The sequence below is a fragment of the Listeria sp. PSOL-1 genome (assembly GCF_902806445.1).
Lineage (GTDB): Bacteria > Bacillota > Bacilli > Lactobacillales > Listeriaceae > Listeria.
The window spans coordinates 874,427-899,535 of the sequence record NZ_LR760298.1 but is presented as its reverse complement, the minus strand read 5'-3'; the positions used below and the strand labels follow the sequence as shown (position 1 = coordinate 899,535).

Below are 25,109 nucleotides of genomic sequence, written 5' to 3'. Positions count from 1 at the left end.
AAGGGGGAGAAAATGATGAATGCAAAACGTTGGATTGCACTAGGACTGGTTGCTTTGCTTTTGGTTGTAAGTGGGATAACGAAGCTTGCCACAACAATGCTAACAAGTGATCAAGAAAAAAAGGGTTCGCTACTTAGTCATTTATTTTCAGCAGATGATGAAATAAGTGAAGTTGTTGTAGAGGACGGGAATGAGAATGCGATCGCACTGTTAAGTGTAGATGGGACCATTCAAGATACTGGAGAATCAAGCTTATCGCTAGGCTCTTCTGGGTATAATCATTCTTTTTTTATGGAACAGCTTGAAACGATTCAAAACACGCCTGAAATAAAAGGAATTTTGCTTACGATCAATTCACCAGGTGGCGGCGTTATGGAATCCGCACAAATTCATGATAAATTAGTACAAATAAAAAAGAAACGTAAAATTCCTATCTATGTTTCAATGGGGAGTATGGCTGCTTCAGGTGGTTATTATATAGCCACTGCTGCTGATAAAATTTTTGCTAGCAAAGAAACAATGACAGGGTCTCTTGGCGTCATTATGCAAGGATATGATTACAGTGAATTAATGAAAAAAGTTGGCATTAGTGAAAATACGATTAAAAGTGGTAAATACAAAGACATGATGAGTGAGACGCGTAAAATGACCACAGATGAACGTACAGTTTTGCAAAATATGATTAATGATTCTTATAATGAATTTGTACACGTTGTTATGGCTGGCAGACATTTATCAGAAGCAGAAGTTCGTAAAATTGCAGATGGCAGGATTTATGATGGTAGGCAAGCAAAAAAGGTTGGTTTAATTGACGATTTTGGTTACCAGGAAGATACGCTTCATGCGCTTAAAAAAGAAAACAAATTAAAGGGAGCAAGTGTCATTCGCTATGAATCAAATTCGGGTATCGGATCGCTGTTTGAAGCAAGTGCTAAAAGAATTAGCGGTTTAAATCATAGCGATATTATCACGATGATGAAGCAATTAGGAAGTGCTAAAGCTCCACGTATCATGTATCTTTATGGCGGATAGGGAGGGAAAAACATGGAAGAATCAGTCAAACAAGAACGACCAATTTATCACTATGTAAGCAAAGAAAAACCATTTGCTGACCTTGCTAAAGTGTACTTTGCTGGATTTTGGATTCGTTTTTGTGCTTATTTGCTTGATTTACTTATCATTGCAGCATGTAATGGCATCTTTTTAAATTCGTTGTATCGTTTGTTTCAGTTACCTACACAAAATGGTCTTTTTTCGAGCTACTGGTTTTTCAGTACATTACTATTTTTGCTTTACTTTATTTTAATGACAAAATTTTTTAGTCAAACGCTTGGAAAGATGTTATTTGGCTTAAAAGTTATTCGCTCTGATAAGAAGACGCTGACATGGGGCAATGTTTTCATTCGTGAAGGTGCACTGCGCTTTGTGTTAAAAACGATTTGGCCACTTTATCTTGTCGTCGCTTTTACACCTTTCAAACAAGGGATACAAGATTTAATAGAAGAAACAGCAGTTATTCATGAAGGATTTTTGAAGGAAAATAGTAAATGGAAAAAAGCATTATAATTCGTAGTCAGCTGCGTTTTGATAATCCTTCTTTTGCTTTAACATGATTGTGTTGTTTGTTTAGCTAAAATGCTTTTAACTTCACTTTAAATAAGGTATAATATTCCTTGATATTAGTAATGAAAGAAATTAGAGGTGTTACTTTTGACAAATGGAGAAACCTCTGAACTGTTCCAAGTCTTGGATGAAACAGCTATTGTTTTGCAAAATGAACTTGAAATAAGTTACTTGGAAGCTGTTTATGAGACAAGCGAGAATCTTTTTCAGAATGAAATTTTGCAGAAGGAAGAATTACCTACTGAAAAGGTCAATAAACTTTCTCTCGCCTATCAAAAAATTAACCTTGAGCATTTTGCAGCTGAAGATATCCGTAAAGGGCTTCAACTTGCATTTTTAAAAGGGATGAAACAAGGGATTCAAACCAATCATCAAATGACGCCTGACTCGATCGGGTTTATTATTGCGTACTTGGTCGAAAAGTCCCTCGCAGGAAAGAAACAAATCAGTTTACTTGATCCAGCTTGTGGAACAGGGAATTTACTGACAACGGTTATCGGACAGTTAAGACTTGATGGGCAGAAAGAAATCATGGCAACGGGGGTTGAAGTTGACGAATTATTAATATCGCTTGCACTCGTTAGTTCAGATTTGCAAAAGCTACCAACAAGCCTCCTTCATCAGGATGGTCTAAGCAATTTATTCGTTGATCCGGTAGATGTTGTGTTTAGTGATTTACCGATTGGTTATTACCCAGACGATAAACGAGCAAGCGCTTTTGAATTAAAACGACATGATGGACATTCTTTTGCGCACTTCTTATTTATTGAGCAAGGCCTTCGTTATACTAAACCAGGAGGCTATTTATTTTTCCTAGTACCAGATGCGTTATTTAGTACAGGGGATTTTGCTGAATTAGAACGCGTCATTAAAAAACATGGTTATGTAGAAGGGATTGTTAAGTTACCAGAAACACTTTTCAAAAGCGAAAAAGCACGAAAGAGTATTTTGATTTTGCAAAAGAAGGCAGAATTATTAAAACCACCACAGGAAGTTCTTTTAGCCAACCTTTCAAGCTTGTCTGATCCAAAAATTACGGCTCCGATTTTAGCACAGATTGAAAATTGGTTTAAATTGAAAAATCAGGAAGGGAATTGAGAAGAAGAATATGGAAAAAACAATTGCAATTAATGCGGGAAGTTCATCACTAAAGTTCCAATTATATAACATGCCCTCTGAAGAAGTGATTACAAAGGGTATTGTTGAAAGAATAGGTCTTAAGGATTCAATTTTTACAATCACTGTAGATGGAGAAAAAATAACGGAGGTTATCGATATTCCCGATCATGAGGTCGCTGTACAAATGCTCCTTGAGAAATTAATTTTGCATCATATTATTAAAGCTTATGATGAAATTACCGGAATAGGGCATCGCGTTGTTCATGGAGGGGAAAAATTCCCAGATTCTGTTTATATTGATGATCAGGTAATTGAAGCGATCGAAGCATTATCTGAACTTGCACCACTTCATAATCCAGCAAATGTTACAGGTATTCGTGCCTTTCGTAAGGTATTACCTGATGTTATTTCGGTTGCTGTTTTTGATACAGCATTCCACCAAACAATGAGTCCTAAGAGTTTCCTTTATAGCCTGCCATATCATTATTATAAAGATTATGGCATTCGTAAATATGGTTTTCATGGAACAAGTCATAAATATGTTTCTGAGCGTGCGGCAGAACTACTTGGGCAACCGATTGAAAAATTACGCTTAGTTACTTGTCATTTAGGAAATGGAGCCAGTATTGCAGCGATTGAAGGCGGTAAATCGATTGATACTTCTATGGGATTCACGCCACTTGCCGGTGTTTCAATGGGAACTCGTTCTGGAAACATTGATCCTGCGCTTATTCCATTTATCATGGAAAAAACGGGTAAAACAGCGGAACAGGTACTCGATGTTTTAAATAAAGAATCTGGTATGCTTGGTGTTTCTGGAATTTCAAGTGATCTTCGTGATTTAGAAGAAGCGGCATCTAAAGGAAATGAGCGCGCTGATTTAGCACTCGAAGTTTTTGTAGATCGCATTCATAAGTATATCGGTTCTTATGCTGCTCGCATGAATGGGGTTGATGCGATTATTTTCACAGCAGGTATTGGTGAAAATAGCTCCTTTATTCGTGAAAAAGTGTTGCAAGGATTAGAGTTTATGGGGGTATATTGGGATCCAGCATTAAATCAGGTTCATGGTGAAGAAGCATTCTTAAATTATCCGCATTCTCCTGTTAAAGTACTTGTTGTCCCAACAAATGAAGAATTAATGATTGCTCGCGATGTTGAACGCATAAAAAATGAGCGTGCTTAATCTAGAAGATAAACAAAATAAAGAAAGAGGTTTATCAGACTTCCGGCTCCAACGTACAGTCATACGCTCTTTTTCCGAATTCTGGCAAAAACCTCTTTAATTTCAAAATATAGAGCCTATGATAGCTGAATCGCACGCTGTCCTAGGCTCTTTTACTTAAGTTATTTTGCTTCTTCACTCCGAACAACAAGAACATCACAAGGAGCGTGTGTAATAATTTGTTGTGATACACTACCAATAAGTAAGCGTTCCACCGCGTTTAAACCAGTGGCCCCACACATAATTAAATCCGCTTTAAATGCTTGAGCAGCGTCGTTTGTAATCGCTGTTTTAGGTGAGCCATATTCAATAAAAGTTTCGACATTACTAACACCAGCTTTTGTTGCTTCCTCTTTATAGCTAGTTAGTAGTTCATCTGCATATTCTGTTGCTTTGTCAGCCATGCTTGTATCGTAATTTGCTACCGAAGAAAAGGCGCGAGTATCAATGACATTGACAATTCCAAGTGCGGCATTATTTCTTTTAGCCACTTGTATCGCTTTTTTAAAGGCAGCTTCGGCCTCTTTTGATCCGTCAACAGCAACAAGTACACGTTCGTATTGTTGTAACATCTTACATCCCTCCCAAAGGAAATATCTTTTTTGTCATTTCTATTTTACCCTTTTTTAACTTAATCAACCATCAAAACGATTTCACTTAAGCGGTTCCTAATAAAAATCTTTTTTATAAAACGAAAACCTTCTATTTGTTCATTTTGGATTATCTATGTTAACATAGGAAATGTAAGCGATTACTATAAAGGAGAGGGTAACATATGATTATAGGGGTACCAAAAGAAATTAAAAATAACGAGAATCGTGTAGCCATGACACCTGCAAGCGTATTATCTTATGTAAATGCTGGTCACAAAGTATTGATCGAAAAGGGAGCAGGCATAGGATCTAGTTTTCATGATCATGATTATGAAAAAGCAGGTGCGACGATTGTTGATACAGCTAAGGAAGCTTGGAGTGCAGAAATGGTTGTTAAAGTAAAAGAACCAATCGCCTCTGAATATCAATACTTTAGAGAGGGCTTATTGCTATTTACATATTTACACTTAGCAAATGAACCTGAACTAACCAAGGCGTTAATTGACAATAAAGTAAATAGTGTCGCTTATGAAACCGTAGAATTAGAGGATCATTCATTACCGCTACTTAGTCCAATGAGTGAAGTTGCTGGACGAATGGCGACACAAATTGGTGCGCAATTTTTACAAAAGATAAATGGTGGGATGGGCGTTCTTTTAAGTGCTGTACCTGGCGTTGAAAGAAGTAATGTCACCGTTATTGGTGGCGGAATGGCAGGAACAAATGCTGCTAAAATAGCCATTGGACTAGGCGCACGTGTGACGATTTTAGATTTAAATTTGAATCGCTTACGTGAATTAGATGATATTTTTGGTAATGCGGCAACAACATTAATGAGTAATGATTATAATATTGAAATGGCGGTAAAACGTTCTGATTTAGTAATTGGAGCTGTTCTTATTCCTGGGGCAAAAGCACCAAAACTTGTAAAAGAAGACGTCATTAAACAAATGCAGCCAGGATCAGTTCTTGTAGATGTGGCGATTGATCAAGGTGGCATTTTTGAAACGACAGATCGTGTAACGACGCATGATGAACCAACTTATACAAAACATGGTGTCGTCCATTATGCTGTAGCGAATATGCCGGGTGCTGTACCAAGAACGTCTACAACAGCATTAACGAACGCTACACTGACTTTTGGATTGAAATTGGCAAATCTTGGCTTGATTAAGGCTGTAACGGATGATTATCATTTATACCGAGGGGTTAATACATTTTCTGGCCATGTAACGTATAAAGCAGTAGCAGATGCACTTGATTATGAACATCAGGAGTTGAGTATTCTACTACAAAATGTTCACTCTTAAAGGAGGAAGAGCTTGGGAGATACACTAATGTCTCTCAAGCTCTTTTTGTCATACATATTGAAGTTCTTTTGGAAACTCTGTTAAAATTTCATAACCATTTTCGGTGACAACAATGTCGTCTTCAATTCTAACACCAGCAACACCGGGAACGTAAATCCCAGGTTCGATCGTAAACACCATGTTTTCTGTTAGCAGCATTTCGTTTGTTTCAGTAATGGAAGGGAATTCATGGACACCCATGCCTAGCCCATGCCCTAAACGATGAGGAAAGTAGTCCCCGTAACCTGAATCTCGAATAATCTTTCTTGCAGCTAAATCAATTTCTTTTGCTTTTGCACCAGCTTTCACTTTTTCAATGGCTGCGAGTTGTGCTTTTAAGACTGTGTCGTAAATTTCTTTTTGCTGCGTACTAATTTCTCCAAAAGCGATCGTTCTTGTCGTATCTGAACAATAACCTTTATGAACAACACCAAGATCAAATAAAACAAAATCGCCTTTTTGGATTTGGGTGTCTCCCGGAGTGCCATGTGGGGAAGCCCCATTTTTTCCAGTTAAAACCATTGTTTCAAAACTCATGCCACTCACGCCTTTTTTGCGCATTTCATAATCGATTTTAGCAACAATTTCTGCTTCTGTCTTACCTGCTGCGATTTCATTTATTCCAATTTGAATGGCTTCATCGGCTAAAAGTGCCGCTTCTTTTAAAATTTTTATTTCATCTTTTGTTTTTACTAAACGAGTCATTTGGATTTTGTTTTCAATATCAATGAAGTTCGCGTTGGGAAAGCTTTTTGCAAGTTGTTCATAGTATCCTACATTCATATGCGACTTTTCAATGGCGATTTTGGTTATGCTTTTTGCGCGGTTTTGGATTTGTTGTGTGATGATTTCAAATGGATTTTCTGTATCGCTATAACCATAAATAGCGTGGTTAAATCCACTACGCTTGGCTTCTTCAACTTCAAGCCCAGGTGTAAATAAAAAAGGTGTTTCATTGCTAAAGACAGCTAAACCGAGCACTCTTTCATGGGGATCACTATGAAAACCTGCAAAATAAGCGATATTTTCAGGATTTGTAATAAAAGCGACTTCAGCTTGTTCTTTTTCGAGCCAGTTTTGTAAAAGATTGATCTTTTTTTCCATTGTTCAGCCTTCTTTCAAATATTTCAATTCTAGCGTAATCATAACATGAATGATAGGCTGATGCAGTTGATTTGAATGATGTGAGATTTTTATTTATAAATGTTATAATAAGAACATAATTTAAAAGTTGGAAGGGAAGTCATTTTATGAAAATTTCGTTTCATGGCCAATCGTGTATTAAAATTATGACCAACCAAGAGACCATTTTGGTGGATCCATTTATTTCTGGTAATCCAAAGTGTGACTTAAAGGTTTCGGATCAAAAACCTGATTATATCGTTTTATCCCACGGACATGATGATCACGTTGGCGATACGATTGAAATTGCCAAAAACTCAGGCGCTACACTGATTTGTAATGTTGAATTGGCGACTTTTTTAAATCTAAATGGTGTTGAAAAGGTTGCGCCACTTCATATTGGTGGGGAAAGAGCATTTGATTTTGGAAGCATTAAGTTAACACAAGCTTTCCATGGATCCTCACAAGTAGTCGATGGGAAATTGATTGACCTTGGCTTACCAACAGGAATCATTTTTAAAATTGAAGGAAAAAATATTTATCATGCCGGAGATACCGGTTTATTTTCAGACATGAAATTAATTGGTGAACTAAATCCGCTTGATCTGGCCTTTTTACCCATTGGTGATAATTTTACAATGGGTCCAAAAGATGCAAAAATAGCGGCTGATTTCTTGCAAGCAAAACAAGTTGTTCCAATGCACTACAATACCTTCCCGCTGATTGAACAAGATCCAGATGCTTTTGTTGCTTCTTTAGGTAAGGGAATAATTGGGAAAGTAATGCAAATTGGTGAGGAAATAGCATTATAATTTATAACATAGAGATAGGTGAAAAATGTGGCAACTAAACATGAACAGATTTTGAAATATATTGAAAACCTTGCCGTTGGAGAAAAAATATCAGTTCGTAAAATCGCAAAGAATTTGTCTGTTAGCGAAGGAACAGCCTATCGTGCAATTAAAGATGCAGAGGCGCTTGGTTTTGTTTCAACGATTAAACGCGTAGGCACATTACGAATTGAACGTAAGCAAAAAGATAGTATCGAAAAGCTGACCTTTGCTGAAATTGTTAATATCATTGATGGGCAAGTTTTAGGCGGACATGAAGGCCTGTATAAGTCACTAAACAAGTTTGTCATTGGAGCAATGACCGTCGAAGCAATGGAGCGCTATACAGAATCCGGTAATCTATTAATTGTTGGGAACCGAGTGTCTGCTCATGAACTTGCTTTAAACTTAGGTGCGGCTGTATTAATTACAGGTGGTTTTGATACAAGTAGCGAGGTAAAAAAGCTTGCTGATGAGAAAAAGCTTCCAATCTTGTCCACTTCCTACGATACATTTACTGTAGCAACGACGATTAATCGGGCTATCTATGACCAGTTAATAAAAAAAGAAGTAGTTTTAGTAGAAGATATCTTAATGTCTCTTGAAAAAACAGCCTATCTTGAAGTCGGTCAAAAAGTAAAGGATTGGCATCGTTTACAAGAAAAAACAGGGCATAGCCGTTTTCCAATAGTCGCGCATGATATGCGTTTAATGGGTATGGCAACAAGTAAGGATATTTTAGAAAAAACGGCATCTACACCCATCGAACGTGTCATGACGAAAAATCCGCTAACTGTGGGTAGAAAAATGAGTGTTGCTTCTGCTTCTCACATGATGGTTTGGGAAAGTATAGAGGTAATCCCAGTTGTTAAAGATGATTTAACATTAATCGGTATCGTCAGTAGGCAAGATATTTTAAAAGCCATGCAAATGATTCAAAAGCAACCTCAAGTTGGCGAAACGATTGATGATATCATTACTGGCCAATTGGAAGAACATCATGAAAAAAATGGTTATGATTTTAAAGTCACACCACAAATGACAAACTCCCTTGGCACCCTATCTTACGGTGTCTTTATGCAAGTCGTCTGTGATGTGGTTCAACAAAAGCTTTATGCCATGAAAAAAAGAAATATTGTCATTGAAAGTGTAACGCTTTATTTCTTAAAGCCAGTTCAAATGGATGCTGTGATGTATGTCATGCCCCGTATACTTGAAATGGGACGTAAAGCTTGTAAATTAGATATTGAGCTTTATTTAGAAGGTGTTTTAGCAGGAAAAGCTATTGTTACCTGCCAAATGATGGAACGTTAGACAAGAATTGAGGTAAAAACAAATGGAGCAAGCGATATTAAATGAAATAAAAAAGTACCAAACCATTATTTTACATCGTCATGAAAGGCCTGATCCGGACGCATATGGTTCTCAAATGGGACTTGCTGAGATTATTCGGACAAGCTTTCCTCAGAAAAAAGTCTTTTCTGTTGGTGAAAAAGAAGCGTCCCTTGCTTTTTTAGGTGAACCAGACGTAATCGATGATGATGTATACAAAGATGCGCTTGTTATTATTTGTGATACAGCAAATACCGCAAGAATTGCTGATAAACGCTTTACCCTAGGCGGAAAATTGATTAAAATCGATCACCATCCAAATGATGATCCTTATGGCGATATTCTTTGGATAAATACAGGCGCTTCAAGTTGTAGCGAAATGATTACGGCTTTTTATGAAAATTTTAAAACTGAACTAATATTAAATGAAACAGCAGCCAGATTATTATATGCGGGTATTGTTGGCGATACAGGACGTTTTCTTTATCCGAGCACAACAAAAGAAACAATGCGGCTTGCGGCGATTTTAGTTGATTACCCGTTTAATAGGCCGGCGCTTTTTAATGAGATGTACCAGCAACCAGTAAATATTATGAGGCTTGCTGGCTACATTTTTGAACACTTTCAAATAGATGAAAGCGGTGCAGCAACGATCTTTTTAGAAAAAGCGATTTTAGAAGAATTTCAAGTAAATCCAAGAGATGCGTCAAGCCTTGTTTCAGTTGTTGAAAATGCACAAGGTCTAAAAGCATGGATTATGTTTATTCAAGAGGGAGATTTGATCCGAGCAAGACTAAGGTCGAAAGGGCCCATCATTAATACGCTTGCTAAAGAGTATCACGGTGGTGGACACCCCCTTGCTTCTGGTGCGACGATTCACTCGGTTAAAGAAATAGAAGAAATGCATAGCAAGCTCATTGCTCTTTGTAACCAGTTTTAATGGTGACGCGAACAAACTTTCTTTTTTTTGAAATTCCAGATATAATAGAAATGAAAAAGAAAGGATGAGCTGCATGGGATTTGTTCACTTACAAGTAGCAAGTGCTTATGATTTACTATCAAGCACAGCGCAAATCGACCGCCTAATAAAAAAAGCTAAAGAAGCAAATTATCAAGCTTTAGCGATTACAGATAAAAATGCCTTGTATGGCGCCTTAGAGTTTTATCAAAAGTGCCTAGCAGCAGATATTAAACCAATTATTGGTATAACCATCACGATCCCCGGTATCATTAATCCTTTAAAAAGTTATGAACTTGTCCTCCTTGCTGAAACAGATCTTGGTTACCATCAGTTACTTAAAATAGCAAGCGCCATCCAAACACGTGAAGATAAGCAGGAACTTCCGCTTGAATGGCTTGCTTCGTATAAAGAAGGTTTAATCGCTTTAACACCCGGTGTGACAGGTGAATTAGAAGATTTATTACTAGAAGAAAATGAATCAGCAGCAAAGGAAGTTTTCACTTATTTTAAACAGTTATTTGGTGTCGATCACTTTTATTTAACACTCCAAAAGGATTCCCCAGATTTAGCTCAGAAAATGATCCGTTTTGCGGATAAAATGGAGATGTCGCTAGTTGCGAGTAAAAATGTCCATTATCTTCATGCACGTGATGTCCAAAGCTTTCATATACTAGAAGCCATTCGTGATAATACAACCGTTGATTGGATGAATTTGCCACTTGTTGGTTCTGCTTATTTTGCAACACCAGATGAAATGGCACAACAGTACACAACTGAAATCGAAAAAAAAGCACTACTTGAAACTGAGCGAATTGCTGCGCGTTGTCATGTAGAAATTAAGCTTGATCAACATCTTTTACCACGTTTTCCACTTCAAGAAAATGAAAAAGCAGAAGAAGTCCTTTATGAAATTGCTTTTCAAGGGTTAAAAGAACGAAGGTTACATGAAAAAGAGTATGTTCAACGTTTAGAGTATGAATTAGATATTATTAATAAAATGGGCTTTGCCGATTATTTTTTGATCATTTGGGATGTGATGAAATATGCGCGTAAGAATGAGATTTTAACTGGACCTGGAAGAGGATCAGCAGCAGGGTCACTTGTGAGTTATGTCTTACAAATTACAGATGTGGATCCCATTCGTTATCAGCTTTTGTTTGAACGATTTTTGAATCCAGAGCGCATTACAATGCCTGATATCGATTTAGATTTTCCAGATAATCGGCGTGATGATATTATTTCTTATGTTGTTTCTAAATATGGATCAGCACATGTTGCTCAAATTGGAACATTTGGTACGCTCGCTGCTAAAGCGGCAATTCGCGATACTGCGAGAACATTTGGCCTAAATACAATAGAACTAGCTGAATGGGCTAAGCAAATTCCAAATCAATTAGGAATAACACTTGAAAAAGCCAAAGAATTAAACCCAAAGCTCGACTATTTTATTCATTCAACCAAACAAAACGAAATGATCTGGGAGATTGCTACACAAATCGAAGGCTTGCCAAGGCATATTTCGACACATGCTGCGGGGATAGTCATTAGTGACCGACCACTTGTTGAACAAATCCCACTTCAAAATGGTAGCGGAGATGCTTTTTTAACGCAATATGCTATGGGTGATCTTGAGAAAATTGGCTTGCTTAAAATGGATTTTCTAGGCCTTCGTAATTTGTCCTTACTTGATCGTGTTTTGCGATCAGTGAATTATCACCGTGATCTTAAGCTTTCTATTCGTGATATTCCACTTGATGATGAAAAGACATTGAAGCTTTTCAGATCTGGAGATACGACGGGTGTTTTCCAATTTGAATCAGATGGGATTAGGCGTGTTTTACGCCATTTAAAACCAACCAGATTTGAAGATATTGTTGCTGTAGATGCACTTTATCGTCCTGGACCAATGGAACAAATTGATACATTTATTGCTAGAAAGCAAGGAAAAGAAGCCATTCATTATCCGCACCCCGATTTAAAATCAATACTCGCGGTAACGTATGGTGTTATCGTTTACCAAGAACAGATCATGCAAGTTGCAAGTCAAATGGCTGGATTTACGCTCGGGGAGGCTGATTTATTAAGGCGAGCTGTGAGTAAGAAAAAAGCAGATGTTTTAAACGAACAGCGTCAATTCTTTGTAACCGGTGCAAAAAAGAAAGGTTACGCTGAAGAAAGTGCAAACGCTGTTTATGATATGATCGTTCGGTTTGCTAATTATGGTTTTAACCGAAGTCATGCTGCTGCTTATTCAAAAATTGCTTTTCAGCTTGCTTACCTTAAAGCGCACTTCCCAGCTGAATTTATGGCCGCTTTACTTAGTTCTGTTTTTGGAAATGATACTAAAATCTCGCAATATATTACAGAAGCGAAAAAATATCAAATTGAGATGCTGCCACCAAGCATTAACAAAAGCCACCTTTTCTTTCAAGTAGAAGGAAACTCAGCGATTCGTTACAGTTTTCGCATCATTCGCAAAGTATCCAATAAGTTTATTGAAGCCATTTTAGAAGAACGACAAAAAAATGGTTCTTTCCACGATTTTTTTACCTTTTGTGAGCGAATGCCAGCTAAAATGCTAAATGAAACAGTTTTAGAAGCACTCATTTATTCGGGAGCCTTTGATGAATTTGGAAAAGACCGTGCTACTTTACAAAATTCGATTCAATCCGCTTTAAATTATGAAGCGCTACTTGGAAGCGATGAAGGGAAAATCAATTTATTTGAAGGCGATGACGTTTTTTTACCAAAACCGCGCTATAAAGAGATTACCGCACTCACAGAAGATATCAAATTAGAATATGAAAAAGAATACACAGGACAATACGTCTCTGCACATCCTATCAATCAATATAAAGACCAGCTTGATTATTTTAAAGCAACGCCGATCGTCAATGTTAAAAAGGGGAAAGTTTATCAAATTGGTGCTTATGTTCACGATAAAAAAGTCATTCGCACAAAAAAAGGCGAGGCGATGTGCTTTTTAACAATTAGTGACAACACAAAAGAAACCAGCGCCGTGTTATTTCCTGAAAGTTATCGTAAATTTGGCGAGGCGATAAACAAAGGGGATAAACTTTTTTTGAAAGTTAAAATTGACCAGAGAAACGGAGAGTTACAAGCGATTGTTCAAGAAGCCATTTCGCTAAATGAGCTGATTGTCCCGAAACGTCTATTTCTTAAAATGACTGGAAATGTTACTTTAGATGAGATTAAAGCCATGCTTATCACTGCAAAAGGCGAAAACCGTGTTATTGTTCATCATGCAGACACAAAACAAACCATTGAGCTGCAACAAAAGTTTGCAGTAGATGGAACAGAACCATTGTTACGGGAGTTAAAGCAGTTATTAGGGGATGAGAATGTTATTTTAAAATAAATTTCATTTCCTAAAAGAGTGGGAAATGTGGTATAGTTTAAAATGGAAAATAGGAACATCACTCTTCATTAGCAGGATTGCTGTTTTTATCCAAAGCTTTTTTCATAGAAACAAAGTGTATTGCCATTATTCTTTTTTATTGTCTAACTATGTTAAAAGTAAAGTGTAAGCAAGGGAGGGTTTCATCTTTGTTAGGAGATTTATTCACGAAACCAAAGAAGAAAAAATATGCAACAATCCCAGTAAACGGTGCAAAGACTGATGTGCCAGAAGGGATTATGACGAAATGCCCAAATTGCAAAAAAATCATGTATACAAAAGAGCTTGAAAAAAACTTGATGGTTTGTAGTCATTGCGGGTTTCATCATACCATTGATGCTTTTAAACGAATTGAGTTTTTAGTCGATAGCGGCTCTTTTAATGAAATGGATAACAATTTGACAACGGCTAATCCACTTCAATTTGATAATTATATGGAACGCATAGAAAAAGATAAAGCAAAAACGAATTTAAACGAAGCCATTATAACAGGCCATGCTAAAATTGAAGGACTTCCTTTTGTGATTGCTGTAATGGACTCACGCTTTCGCATGGCGAGTATGGGTTCTGTCGTTGGTGAAAAAATTCTTCGTGCTGTTGAAGAAGCTGACAAGGCGCGTGTGCCATTTATCATTTTTACAGCTTCAGGTGGCGCAAGAATGCAAGAAGGTATGGTTTCACTTATGCAGATGGCAAAAACTTCTGCAGCATTTAAGCGTTTTAGTGACCATGGAGGCCTTAGCATCACTGTTATGACGCATCCAACAACAGGAGGGGTTTCAGCTAGTTTTGCATCCCTTGGTGACTTCAATTTTGCCGAGCCAGGTGCATTAATTGGTTTTGCTGGCCGACGGGTTATCGAACAAACTGTACGCGAGGAATTACCAGATGATTTTCAAACCGCTGAATTCTTATTAAAGCATGGACAATTAGATGATGTCTTAAATCGGCTTGATTTAAGAAACGCACTTCATTTTGTATTAGAAACGCACACGAAATTGGAAGACGAGGAGGTAAAAACAGAGGATGAATGAAATGGAATTCGAAACACCAATCCTTGAATTACGTCATAAAATTGCTGATTTAAAGGAGTACAATGAAAAATCAGAAGTCGATTTAACAAGCGAAATTGAAAAGCTAGAGAAACGCTTGCAGAAATTGGAAACTGAAATCTATAGCAATATGTCTGCTTGGGATAAATTCCAGGTCGCACGTCATCCTGATCGTCCAACAACACGGGATTATATTCCTCTTATTTTTGATCAATTTATGGAGCTTCACGGGGACCGTACTTTTGGTGATGATCCTGCAATTGTTGGAGGCATTGCTCAATTTAAAGGAATGCCTGTAACCGTTATTGGTCATCAGCGCGGGAAAGATACAAAAGATAATTTGTATCGCAATTTCGGTATGCCTCATCCAGAAGGCTTTCGCAAAGCTTTACGTCTGATGAAACAAGCGAATAAATTTGGGAGACCCATTATTTGTTTTATTGATACAAAAGGAGCTTATCCCGGAAAAGCCGCGGAAGAACGCGGACAAAGTGAAGCCATTGCTCGTAATTTATATGAAATGAGTGATATGGAAGTTCCGATTATTTGTATTGTTATTGGTGAAGGTGGTAGCGGGGGAGCCCTTGCTCTTGGTGTTGGAAACCAAATTTATATGCTTGAAAATGCCGTTTTCTCGGTTATTTCTCCAGAAGGTGCAGCAGCTATTCTTTGGAAAGATGCAAGTCAAGCTAAAAAAGCAGCTGAATCGATGCGGATTACAGCAGCTGATTTGTTTGACTTAGGAATTACAGACGGCATTATTGAAGAAGTAAAAGGTGGCGCCCATCATGATTTACAAAAACAAGCAGAGTTTATTAGTCAAACGATTTCAAAAGCGTTACATACACTAACCCCTTTTTCAAAAGAGCAGTTGGTTGATCAACGTTACAATAAATATAAACAAATCGGTGTCTTTGAAACAATGTAAAGAAGGCGAGGAATCGCTTTCTTTTTTAAAATAAAGTTCTTGTTTTGATGTAAACCAATTGGCTCCTTTTAATGGTTCTCTGTTCATGAGTGCACATACCAATATTCAATGTTTTAGAAGGACCTTGAAATAGAGCTTCCCATTTAAATCAATTTCATGTACAATAAAGCATGTGATAAAAAATATCATTGTCTGAAGGTGGTAAATAAAATGAAACGTATTGCAATACTGACAAGTGGTGGCGATGCACCAGGAATGAATGCAGCTGCCCGAGCGGTTGTAAGAAAAGGAATTAATGAAGGACTAGAAGTTTTTGGCATTGATTATGGCTTCTTTGGACTTGTAACTGGAAAAATTCGTAAGCTTGAGTTAGGTTCTGTAGGCGATTTATTACATCGCGGGGGAACTTTTCTTTATTCAGCTCGTTACCCTGAATTTGCAACGGAAGAAGGACAACTAGAGGGAATTGAGCAACTTAAAAAGCATAAAATTGAAGGACTTGTAGTTATTGGTGGCGATGGTTCTTATCACGGAGCAGAAGCGCTTACAAAGCGTGGCTTTAAAGCAATAGGGGTTCCGGGGACCATTGATAACGATATTTGTGGTACAGATTTTACGATTGGCTTTGATACAGCTTTAAATACAGTACTTGATGCACTTGATAGAATTCGTGATACAGCGACAAGCCATGAGCGTACTTTTATTATTGAAGTAATGGGACGCGATGCTGGTGATATTGCTCTTTGGTCTGGTCTTGCAGGCGGAGCAGAAGCGATCATTGTCCCAGAACAAGATTTTAACATGGATGACGTGGTTAATCGTTTGGAACAAGGGCGCAAACGTGGCAAGAAACACAGTATTATCGTTGTTGCTGAAGGCGTTATGTCTGGAAATGAGTTTGCTGATCGTTTAGCTGAATATGGCGATTACCATGCGCGTGTAACAGTTCTTGGTCACGTCCAACGTGGTGGTAGCCCGACTGCTTTTGACCGTGTTCTTGCTAGTCGCTTAGGTGCGCGTGCAGTTGAATTACTGCTTGAAAATCGTGGAGGCCTTGCAGTTGGTATTCGCGAAAATAAAATTGTTGAAAATGACATTACTGAAGTGTTAAAAGAAACGCATGTACTTGACAGGTCCATGTTAAACTTAGCTTCAATCCTGTCCATTTAATTGTGAAGAGTCACCGGTTAAGGTGGCTTTTCGTGTGCGAAAAATAATTTTATTTAAAATCGTGAAGACGTTCCATACACGAATACAAAGCACTTTTTGAAAGTTTTATTCGCGAGGCTTGGCTGTTTAATTATGATAAATTTTTCACAAATAACTTGTATCACAAAGGTCTTGCTGGTAAAATGTAGAAGATGTGTTTATAATTATACTATAAACGATTAGGTAAGTTTTTTAGGAGGAATCAGAAACATGAAAAAAACGAAAATTATTTGTACAATCGGACCTGCTAGTGAGTCGGTTGAAACACTAGTAAAATTAATTGAGTCTGGTATGAATGTTGCGCGTCTTAATTTTTCTCATGGCGATTACAAGGAGCACGGTGCTCGCATTAAAAATATACGTGAAGCTGCAGAAAAAGCTGGAAAAATGGTTGCTCTATTATTAGACACCAAAGGTCCAGAAATTCGGACACATGACATGGCTGAAGGCAAAGTAGAATTTGCAAAAGGCGATGTTGTCCGTATTGCCATGACACAAGTAGAAGGAACAAAAGAGAAATTCTCGATTACTTATGAAGAATTATTCGATGATGTTGAGGTAGGGTCTATTATTTTACTTGATGATGGCTTAATTGGTCTTGAAGTTATCGAAAAGGACACAGCTAACCGTGAGCTTGTAACAAAAGTTCAAAACCCTGGAACCTTAAAAAACAAAAAAGGTGTCAATGTGCCAAACGTTTCAATTAATTTACCTGGGATTACCGAAAAAGATGCGAATGATATTCGCTTCGGTTTAGAACAAGGCATTGACTTTATTGCAGCATCCTTTGTTCGACGTGCATCTGATGTACTTGAAATCACAAAGATTCTTGAAAACAATGATGCAACACATGTTCAAATTATTCCTAAAATCGAAAACCAAGAAGGCGTAGATAATATTGATGAAATCTTGCAAGTTTCCCAAGGCTTAATGGTCGCTCGTGGAGATCTTGGTGTTGAAATCCCAGCTGAAGAAGTACCTATCGTCCAAAAAGAATTAATTAGAAAATGTAATAAACTAGGGAAACCTGTCGTAACCGCAACGCAAATGCTTGATTCAATGCAACGTAATCCACGTCCAACACGTGCAGAAGCATCTGATGTGGCCAATGCAATTTTTGATGGTACAGATGCAATCATGCTTTCAGGAGAAACAGCAGCTGGGGATTATCCAGTAGAAGCCGTTCAAATGATGGCAAAAATTGCTTTACGTACAGAAGAAGCATTAATCGCACAAGATAAATTCGCGCTTAAAATGCACGCAAATACAGACATGACAGAAGCGATTGGGCAAGCTGTAGGTCATACAGCGCGAAATCTGGATGTACAAACGATTGTCGCTGCTACTCAAAGTGGGCATACAGCACGAATGATTTCAAAATACCGTCCCAAATCTCATATTTTAGCTGTCACTTTTAATGCTCATGTTTGCCGTGCATTAGCTCTTTCTTGGGGCGTTTATGCTCGTCTTGCTGAACCGGTTAAAAATACAGATGATATGTTTGATTTAGCTGTCAAAGAATCTGTTGCTTCTGGACTCGCGAAACAAGGTGATTTAATTATCATCACTGCTGGTGTACCAGTAACAGAGAGCGGTACAACAAACCTAATGAAAATTCAATTGATCGGTGAAAAAGTTGTCAAAGGACAAGGGATCGGTCGCGCATCAGTTAGCGGCAAAGCGATTGTTGCAAATACAAATGAAGAAGCGCTAAAAAAAGCTGAAGAAGGCGGTATTTTAGTCGTTAAAACAACGGATAAAGATATTTTACCAGCATTTGAGAAAAGTGCCGCCGTTATTGTTGAAGAAGGCGGTTTGACAAGCCATGCAGCTGTTGTTGGCATCAACTTAGGAATCCCTGTTGTTGTCGGCGCAAAAGATGCGACGAAACGTATTAAAGACGGTGAAACAATCACAGTCGATGCTCGTCAAGGTAATGTTTATAATGGAAAAACAGCAACCCATTAATTGATGTCATAAAAACGAGTTTGAGATGTAAAACGAGGAATCTCGGTTACGTTTCAAACTCGTTTTTTTTGCGTTATATTTTAGAATTTTAGTAAAATAAGTTATAATAAAAAGCAATACAGGACTGGAGTTGAAACAAATTGAAGCGAATCATATTATATTGGGCGATTTATGGTTTTATTGAATTAATTATTTATGTTTGGTTGTTTAAATGGTTGGGTTTTTTACCACTTTTACTCATTCAAGTTCTTTCCACCGCTCTTGGAATTTATATGATCAAAAAGCTAGGCGCCAATTTTTTGTTCAATTTAAGAGATGGCCGAACAGTAGCCCCATATTTACTTGATGGTATTTGTTATATTTTTGCGGCGATCGGCTTTATTATTCCTGGCATAATGACGACCGTTTGCGCTTTATTTCTTTTTATTCCATTTGTAAGGAATTTAATCAAGCCAAAATTAACGAACTGGTTGAATAAAAAGAGTATCAAAAATACGCATATTTACTTTGATATGTAAATACGACTTTGAGCCGAACATAGATTTAAAGCAATTGCGTTTTCTTATAAGATTTTAAAACTTCAGATAAGTTTTTCTTTACGGTTTATGCTATACTACTTCTAGTTGATGAAAGGTGCCGCTTATATGTTTACAGAAAGTATGTTGTTTTTATTTTTGTTTTTGCTTCTTGGATTAGTTGCAAAAAATAATTCGCTTGTTATTGCTGTTGCTGTTGTCATTTTATTAAAGCTTTTTCACCTTGATGGGAAAGTAATGGATGCAATTGGAGCAAAGGGAATCAACTGGGGAGTCACCATTATAACGATCGCTATTTTAATTCCAATTGCGACAGGACAAATTGGTTTTAAGGATTTATTTGAGTCCTTTAAATCTGCTGCTGGTTGGATCGGATTAGGTGCTGGTATTTTAGTTTCGATTTTGTCACGTAAAGGCGTAGATTATATGGCAGGGGATCCACAAATTACAGTTTCTTTAGTGTTTGGGACGATTCTTGCGGTTGTTTTGTTCCGAGGGCTTGCAGCTGGTCCTGTCATTGCTTCTGGCATTGCGTACATGGCGATGCAGCTTGTCCCACTTTTTCATCGGTAGTTTACATAAAGATACTTTTTCATTATAAAGGAGAGGAACGATATGCCACTTTCTAAAGGATTAGAAAATGTTTATGTAGCTGAAACTTCAATTAGTTCCATTATAGATGATAAACTTAAGTATGTTGGCTATGATATTAATGATTTAGTCGAAAATGATGTCACATTTGAAGAAGTGATCTATTTGCTCTGGCATTTACGTTTGCCAAATCAAGCAGAGCTAACTCAGTTTAAAGAGGAACTTCAAGCGAGTATGGTCGTTCCTGAAACAATCATTTCAAGTTTGCGCATGCAAAATCATCAACAATTGCATCCGATGAGTGTACTTAGGACAACGGTTTCTATGTTAGGCGTATTTGATAATGAAGCAGAAAAGGATGATGGAGAAGCTGTTTACCGAAAAGGATTGCGCCTCCAAGCAAGAATGCCAACACTTGTTGCTGCATTTTCACGAATTCGTCGCGGCCTAGATCCGATTATGCCAAAAGAAGGGCTTAGCATAGCCGCTAATTTCCTTTATATGATTACTGGGGAAGAAGCAGATGAGCTTTCTACGCATGCAATGAATCAAGCCCTTGTTTTACATGCGGATCATGAGTTTAACGCTTCAACATTTACAGCCCGAGTATGTGTTGCGACGCTTTCTGATGTTTACTCTGGTGTTACAGCAGCAATTGGTGCGCTAAAGGGGCCGCTTCATGGTGGAGCAAATGAACGTGTTTTTGATATGTTAGAAGAAATTGATCGTGCTGATTCTAACGTGCGAGATTATATTCGTTATAAAGTGAATCATCATCAGAAAATCATGGGTTTTGGTCATCGAGTTTATCAAACTGGTGATCCTCGCGCTAAATATTTACGTACTGCAAGTGAAAATTTAGCAAAAGCAAAAAATGAGGAAAAATGGTTTCAATTATCACTTGAAATTGAAGAAGCTGTATGGGAACTTAAGCATTTAAGGCCAAATGTTGATTTTTATTCAGCATCTGTCTATCATGCATTAGGGATTGATGTTGATCTTTTTACACTTGTATTTTCAGTTAGTCGTGTTTCTGGATGGCTCGCTCATATCTTTGAACAATATCGTGATAATCGCTTAATTAGGCCGCGCGCAATTTATGTGGGGCCGAAAGATCGTCAATATTTGCCGATAGAAGAAAGGGATTAGCGAAGGAGGCAAAATAATGCAACCTAAAAAGATTACATTTACAAAAGGTAAATTGAATATACCTGACTGTCCAATTATTCCTTTTATTGAAGGAGATGGCATTGGACCTGATATTTGGCAAGCGGCAAAACGGGTGATTGATCAAGCTGTTTGGCATGCCTATCAAGGTGAACGAGAAATTTCTTGGAAAGAGGTTTTAGCTGGTGAAAAAGCTTTTAAAAAAACAGGTAAGTGGCTTCCAGAAGAAACATTAACAGTCATTAAAGAGTATTTGATTGCATTAAAAGGGCCTCTTACAACCCCAATTGGAGGAGGTATACGCTCCTTAAATGTAGCACTTCGTCAAGCACTTGATTTATATGTTTGTTTACGGCCAGTTAAATATGTAAATGGCGTTCCATCACCTGTTAAAAAACCGCAAGATGTTGACATGGTTATTTTTCGTGAAAATACAGAAGATATTTATGCTGGCATTGAATTTGCAGAAGGAAGCCCTGAAGCTAAAAAAATCATTCGCTTCTTGCAAGATGAATTTAAGATTGACAACATTCGTTTTCCTAAAACTTCTGGTATTGGAATTAAGCCAATTTCAAAAGAAGGGACTGAACGCTTGGTACGAGCTGCGATTCAGTACGCCATCCATGAAGGCAGAAAATCAGTTACGCTTGTGCATAAAGGAAATATCATGAAATTTACCGAAGGAGCTTTTAAAAAGTGGGGCTACGAATTAGCTGAAAAAGAATTTCCGAATCAAGTTTTTACGTGGGATCAATATGAAGAAATTAAAGCAAAAGAAGGAAAAGAGATAGCTGATCAAAAGCAAGCCGAAGCTCTTTCAGAAGGGAAAATTTTAATAAAGGATGCCATTGCGGATATCTTTTTACAACAGGTTTTACTTCGTGCAGATGAATTTGACGTTGTCGCAACGATGAATTTAAATGGAGATTATATTTCTGATGCTTTGGCAGCGCAAGTAGGCGGAATTGGTATTGCACCTGGAGCAAATATCAATTATACAACGGGTCATGCTATTTTTGAAGCCACTCATGGAACAGCGCCAAAATATGCAGGCCTTGATAAAGTAAATCCTTCATCTGTTATTTTGTCTGGAGCACTTCTTTTAGCGTACATTGGTTGGAACGAAGCTGCTCATTTGATGACAAATGGGCTAGAAAAAGCGATTGCTGCCAAAACTGTCACCTATGATTTTGCACGTTTAATGGATCAAGCAACTGAAGTGAAATGTTCGGAATTTGCTGATGAAGTCATTAAAAATTTTTAAATAAGCAAAATTATTTTTTTAAAACTAGTTCGTAATTTTGTTTTTCTAATTTAATATTCGTTATTTTTTAGGGCGCAATGTTGACTTGTTGGCATTGCGTTTTTAGTGCGTGCGCGTTATTTCCGTGAGACTCTTTCTTGTGATAAAATAGTAACAAGTGAAGAAGACGATGAGGAGGAAATCCCCTGTGAATAAATTAGTTTTAATCGATGGCAATAGTATTGCTAATCGAGCCTTTTACGCATTACCCCTTTTATCCAATCATAAAGGAATCCATACTAATGCCATTTTAGGTTTTACGATGATGGTAAATAATGTCATTACAAATGAACAGCCAGATCATATCTTAGTTGCTTTTGATGCTGGGAAAACAACCTTTAGACATAAAACATATAAAGAATATAAGGGCGGGCGCCAAAAGACGCCACCTGAGCTTTCTGAACAATTTCCCTTTATTCGTGAATTATTAGACGCGTATGATATTCCTCGTTATGAACTGGCTGATTATGAAGCTGATGATATTATTGGAACACTAACAAATCGCGCTGAAAAAGAAGATTTTGAAATTGTTATTATCACTGGGGATCGGGATCTTACACAATTAGTAAGTGAGAAAACAACGGTATATATTACGAAAAAAGGCATTGCAGATATGGAAAAAAACACACCTAAAACACTACAGGAAAAATATGGCCTACATCCTCATCAAATTATTGACATGAAAGGATTAATGGGTGATTTATCTGATAATATTCCTGGCATTCCAGGTGTAGGTGAAAAAACAGCATTAAAATTATTACATCAGTTTGGTGGCACGGTGGAATCTGTTTTGGAACATAGTGATGAGATTTCCGGAAAAAAATTAAAAGAAAAAGTAGAAGAAAATAAAGAATCTGCAATTTTAAGTAAAAAATTAGCAACCATTCACACGGATTCCCCGATTGAGGTGAACTTAAAAGATACAAAATATAATGGCTATCAAGAAGAAAAAGTCATTCCCTTTTTAAAAGAAATGGAATTTAAACAAATGCTAAGAAACTTTGAAGATAGCGAACAAATAACAAACAAAGCAAAATTAGAAGCGACTGATTTTGAAATCTTGACTGAAATTAAAGCTGAACATTTTGCTAAAGAAACAGCCCTTTACATCGAGCTTGAAAATGACAATTATCATACGGCTAACTTTGTTGGGATCGCGATTCATTCAGAAAAAGGCAGCTTCTTTTTTTCAAAGGAAACCGCATTGAAGAGTTCAGATTTCAAAAAATGGTTAGAAGATGAAAAGCAAACAAAATTAGTGTATGATGCTAAAAAAATTATAGTTAGCACAAATCGTTTAGGCATCAAAGGTCAAGGGATTACATTTGACATCATGCTTGCTTCTTACCTGCTTAATCCATCTGAATCGATTGATGATTTTTACAGTGTAGCCACTAGACATCAGTTTGAAAATATTGAATCGGATGAAGCGGTTTACGGTAAAGGTGCAAAACGAAAGATTCCTTCTGAAGACATTGTTGCAGAACATCTTGTTCGTAAAGCATTCGCCATCGCAAAACTCACAGAACCGTTAATCACTGAACTTGAAAATAATAAACAACTTGAACTAATGGAAGAACTTGAATTACCACTTAGTTTTGTTTTAGCACAAATGGAAATTTATGGCGTAAAAGTAGATACATTACGTCTAGAAGAAATGAAAGACGAATTATTAAGCCGTTTAACCAATCTCGAAATCTCTATTCATGCGCTTGCTGGGAAAGAATTTAACATTAACTCTCCAAAACAATTAGGGAGCGTTTTATTTGAAGATCTAAAGCTTCCTGTGATCAAAAAAACAAAAACAGGCTATTCAACGGCTGCTGATGTTCTTGAAAGTTTATCTGGACAACATGAAATCATTGATGAAATTTTAACGCATAGACAGCTTGGAAAATTACAATCGACATATATCGAAGGCTTGCTAAAAGTCACCGATAAAAATACTAAAAAAGTCCATACACGGTTCAACCAAACGCTAACCCAGACAGGAAGGTTAAGTTCAGTGGATCCAAACTTACAAAACATTCCCATTCGTCTTCCAGAAGGACGTAAAATTCGCGAAGTTTTTGTGCCAAGTGAACCCAATTGGAAGATTTTTTCAGCTGACTATTCGCAAGTAGAATTACGCGTTCTTGCCTATATTTCGCAAGATAAAGATTTGATTTATGCTTTTCAACATGATTATGATATTCATACGAAAACAGCAATGGATGTCTTTCATGTAGGAGAAAATGATGTAGATGCTTTGATGCGACGTCAAGCAAAAGCTGTTAATTTTGGAATTGTTTACGGCATCAGTGATTATGGCCTCTCGCAAAATTTAGGAATTACACGTAAAGAAGCAAAAGCTTTTATTGACCGTTATTTTGTGAGCTATCCAGCTGTTAAAGAATACATGGAAGAAATTGTTCGTTCTACCAAAGAAAAAGGCTATGTCGAAACGATTTTACATCGACGTCGCTATATTCCTGAAATTACAAGTCGTAATTTCAATATTCGTAGCTTTGCCGAAAGAACTGCGATGAATACGCCCATTCAAGGCAGTGCAGCAGATATTATCAAAAAAGCCATGATTTTAATGAAAGAGCGTTTGGAAAAAGAAAATTTACAAGCCAGACTTCTCTTACAAGTACATGATGAACTTATTTTTGAAGCGCCTGAACAAGAGATCGAGCTACTTCAAAAAATTGTTCCTGATGTTATGGAAAATGCAGTAACGTTAAGCGTGCCACTCAAAGTAGATAGCGCGTTTGGAAATACTTGGTATGATGCAAAATAGG

General features: G+C 37.2%; 20 protein-coding genes. 18 read left to right on the top strand and 2 right to left on the bottom strand.

Features of this window, described 5'->3' with window-relative positions:
* Nucleotides 1-15 precede the first annotated feature (15 nt).
* The 4 genes from sppA to G6Q10_RS04390 all read left to right on the top strand — a co-directional run bounded on the left by sppA (nt 16) and on the right by G6Q10_RS04390 (nt 3,928).
* Nucleotides 16-1,032, top strand: coding sequence for a signal peptide peptidase SppA (sppA, locus tag G6Q10_RS04405; RefSeq protein WP_163655727.1), 1,017 nt, complete (start codon nt 16-18; stop codon nt 1,030-1,032).
* Between the two features lie 12 nt (nt 1,033-1,044).
* Nucleotides 1,045-1,566: an RDD family protein gene (locus tag G6Q10_RS04400; RefSeq protein WP_163653365.1), complete on the top strand. Its 522-nt coding sequence runs from the start codon at nt 1,045-1,047 to the stop codon at nt 1,564-1,566.
* 144 nt (nt 1,567-1,710) lie between these two features.
* On the top strand, nt 1,711-2,721 hold the full coding sequence (locus G6Q10_RS04395) for a class I SAM-dependent methyltransferase (protein WP_163653362.1): 1,011 nt from the start codon (nt 1,711-1,713) through the stop codon (nt 2,719-2,721).
* A 10-nt stretch (nt 2,722-2,731) separates the two neighbouring features.
* The gene (locus G6Q10_RS04390) at nt 2,732-3,928 is read left to right on the top strand and encodes an acetate kinase (RefSeq protein ID WP_163653359.1); all 1,197 of its coding nucleotides are present in this window, start codon (nt 2,732-2,734) and stop codon (nt 3,926-3,928) included.
* A 161-nt stretch (nt 3,929-4,089) separates the two neighbouring features.
* On the opposite strand, the gene G6Q10_RS04385 is transcribed toward G6Q10_RS04390, so the two are convergent.
* Nucleotides 4,090-4,539: a universal stress protein gene (locus tag G6Q10_RS04385; RefSeq protein ID WP_163653357.1), complete on the bottom strand. Its 450-nt coding sequence runs from the start codon at nt 4,537-4,539 to the stop codon at nt 4,090-4,092.
* A 203-nt stretch (nt 4,540-4,742) separates the two neighbouring features.
* On the opposite strand from G6Q10_RS04385, the gene ald reads away from it, so the two are divergent.
* Entirely contained in the window at nt 4,743-5,870 is a 1,128-nt protein-coding gene (ald, locus tag G6Q10_RS04380) for an alanine dehydrogenase (protein WP_163653354.1), read from the top strand.
* 48 nt (nt 5,871-5,918) lie between these two features.
* Here ald and G6Q10_RS04375 read toward each other — a convergent pair whose 3' ends face one another.
* Nucleotides 5,919-7,013 (bottom strand): M24 family metallopeptidase, encoded by a 1,095-nt coding sequence (locus G6Q10_RS04375; protein ID WP_163653351.1) that lies wholly within the window; start codon nt 7,011-7,013, stop codon nt 5,919-5,921.
* A 146-nt stretch (nt 7,014-7,159) separates the two neighbouring features.
* On the opposite strand from G6Q10_RS04375, the gene G6Q10_RS04370 reads away from it, so the two are divergent.
* The 13 genes from G6Q10_RS04370 (at nt 7,160) to polA (ending at nt 25,108) form a co-directional block, all read left to right on the top strand.
* Nucleotides 7,160-7,843 carry a metal-dependent hydrolase gene (locus G6Q10_RS04370; protein WP_163653348.1) on the top strand — a complete coding sequence of 228 codons (684 nt, stop codon included), beginning with the start codon at nt 7,160-7,162 and terminating at the stop codon, nt 7,841-7,843.
* Between the two features lie 27 nt (nt 7,844-7,870).
* Entirely contained in the window at nt 7,871-9,175 is a 1,305-nt protein-coding gene (ytoI, locus tag G6Q10_RS04365) for a CBS-HotDog domain-containing transcription factor YtoI (protein ID WP_163653345.1), read from the top strand.
* 22 nt (nt 9,176-9,197) lie between these two features.
* A complete protein-coding gene (locus G6Q10_RS04360; protein WP_163653341.1) occupies nt 9,198-10,133 on the top strand; it encodes a DHH family phosphoesterase in 936 nt (311 codons plus the stop codon).
* 73 nt (nt 10,134-10,206) lie between these two features.
* On the top strand, nt 10,207-13,533 hold the full coding sequence (gene dnaE, locus G6Q10_RS04355) for a DNA polymerase III subunit alpha (RefSeq protein WP_163653338.1): 3,327 nt from the start codon (nt 10,207-10,209) through the stop codon (nt 13,531-13,533).
* 188 nt (nt 13,534-13,721) lie between these two features.
* Nucleotides 13,722-14,606 carry an acetyl-CoA carboxylase, carboxyltransferase subunit beta gene (gene accD, locus G6Q10_RS04350; protein ID WP_163653335.1) on the top strand — a complete coding sequence of 295 codons (885 nt, stop codon included), beginning with the start codon at nt 13,722-13,724 and terminating at the stop codon, nt 14,604-14,606.
* Nucleotides 14,599-15,552 (top strand): acetyl-CoA carboxylase carboxyltransferase subunit alpha, encoded by a 954-nt coding sequence (locus tag G6Q10_RS04345; protein WP_163653332.1) that lies wholly within the window; start codon nt 14,599-14,601, stop codon nt 15,550-15,552. The genes accD and G6Q10_RS04345 overlap by 8 nt, the downstream gene beginning before the upstream one ends.
* A gap of 210 nt (nt 15,553-15,762) precedes the next feature.
* Nucleotides 15,763-16,722 carry a 6-phosphofructokinase gene (pfkA, locus tag G6Q10_RS04340; RefSeq protein ID WP_163653329.1) on the top strand — a complete coding sequence of 320 codons (960 nt, stop codon included), beginning with the start codon at nt 15,763-15,765 and terminating at the stop codon, nt 16,720-16,722.
* Nucleotides 16,723-16,971: 249 nt separating this feature from the next.
* On the top strand, nt 16,972-18,729 hold the full coding sequence (gene pyk, locus G6Q10_RS04335) for a pyruvate kinase (RefSeq protein WP_163653327.1): 1,758 nt from the start codon (nt 16,972-16,974) through the stop codon (nt 18,727-18,729).
* A 140-nt stretch (nt 18,730-18,869) separates the two neighbouring features.
* Nucleotides 18,870-19,247, top strand: coding sequence for an FxsA family protein (locus G6Q10_RS04330; protein ID WP_163653324.1), 378 nt, complete (start codon nt 18,870-18,872; stop codon nt 19,245-19,247).
* A 126-nt stretch (nt 19,248-19,373) separates the two neighbouring features.
* Nucleotides 19,374-19,838, top strand: coding sequence for a DUF441 domain-containing protein (locus G6Q10_RS04325; protein WP_163653321.1), 465 nt, complete (start codon nt 19,374-19,376; stop codon nt 19,836-19,838).
* A gap of 42 nt (nt 19,839-19,880) precedes the next feature.
* Nucleotides 19,881-21,005, top strand: a complete 1,125-nt coding sequence (gene citZ, locus G6Q10_RS04320; RefSeq protein WP_163653318.1) for a citrate synthase — start codon at nt 19,881-19,883, stop codon at nt 21,003-21,005.
* A gap of 16 nt (nt 21,006-21,021) precedes the next feature.
* Nucleotides 21,022-22,287, top strand: coding sequence for an NADP-dependent isocitrate dehydrogenase (icd, locus tag G6Q10_RS04315; protein WP_163653317.1), 1,266 nt, complete (start codon nt 21,022-21,024; stop codon nt 22,285-22,287).
* A gap of 187 nt (nt 22,288-22,474) precedes the next feature.
* On the top strand, nt 22,475-25,108 hold the full coding sequence (polA, locus tag G6Q10_RS04310) for a DNA polymerase I (protein ID WP_163653315.1): 2,634 nt from the start codon (nt 22,475-22,477) through the stop codon (nt 25,106-25,108).
* The last annotated feature ends 1 nt before the right edge of the window (nt 25,109 follow it).

Bases quoted from the DNA above. Each gene is read 5' to 3' on its own strand.
- dnaE (WP_163653338.1), top strand. From the start codon at position 10,207: ATGGGATTTGTTCACTTACAAGTAGCAAGTGCTTATGATTTACTATCA.
- citZ (WP_163653318.1), top strand. From the start codon at position 19,881: ATGCCACTTTCTAAAGGATTAGAAAATGTTTATGTAGCTGAAACTTCA.
- sppA (WP_163655727.1), top strand. From the start codon at position 16: ATGAATGCAAAACGTTGGATTGCACTAGGACTGGTTGCTTTGCTTTTG.
- G6Q10_RS04400 (WP_163653365.1), top strand. From the start codon at position 1,045: ATGGAAGAATCAGTCAAACAAGAACGACCAATTTATCACTATGTAAGC.
- G6Q10_RS04345 (WP_163653332.1), top strand. From the start codon at position 14,599: ATGAATGAAATGGAATTCGAAACACCAATCCTTGAATTACGTCATAAA.
- G6Q10_RS04375 (WP_163653351.1), bottom strand. From the start codon at position 7,013: ATGGAAAAAAAGATCAATCTTTTACAAAACTGGCTCGAAAAAGAACAA.
- icd (WP_163653317.1), top strand. From the start codon at position 21,022: ATGCAACCTAAAAAGATTACATTTACAAAAGGTAAATTGAATATACCT.
- G6Q10_RS04370 (WP_163653348.1), top strand. From the start codon at position 7,160: ATGAAAATTTCGTTTCATGGCCAATCGTGTATTAAAATTATGACCAAC.
- pyk (WP_163653327.1), top strand. From the start codon at position 16,972: ATGAAAAAAACGAAAATTATTTGTACAATCGGACCTGCTAGTGAGTCG.
- G6Q10_RS04390 (WP_163653359.1), top strand. From the start codon at position 2,732: ATGGAAAAAACAATTGCAATTAATGCGGGAAGTTCATCACTAAAGTTC.
- G6Q10_RS04385 (WP_163653357.1), bottom strand. From the start codon at position 4,539: ATGTTACAACAATACGAACGTGTACTTGTTGCTGTTGACGGATCAAAA.
- ald (WP_163653354.1), top strand. From the start codon at position 4,743: ATGATTATAGGGGTACCAAAAGAAATTAAAAATAACGAGAATCGTGTA.
- G6Q10_RS04360 (WP_163653341.1), top strand. From the start codon at position 9,198: ATGGAGCAAGCGATATTAAATGAAATAAAAAAGTACCAAACCATTATT.
- G6Q10_RS04325 (WP_163653321.1), top strand. From the start codon at position 19,374: ATGTTTACAGAAAGTATGTTGTTTTTATTTTTGTTTTTGCTTCTTGGA.
- pfkA (WP_163653329.1), top strand. From the start codon at position 15,763: ATGAAACGTATTGCAATACTGACAAGTGGTGGCGATGCACCAGGAATG.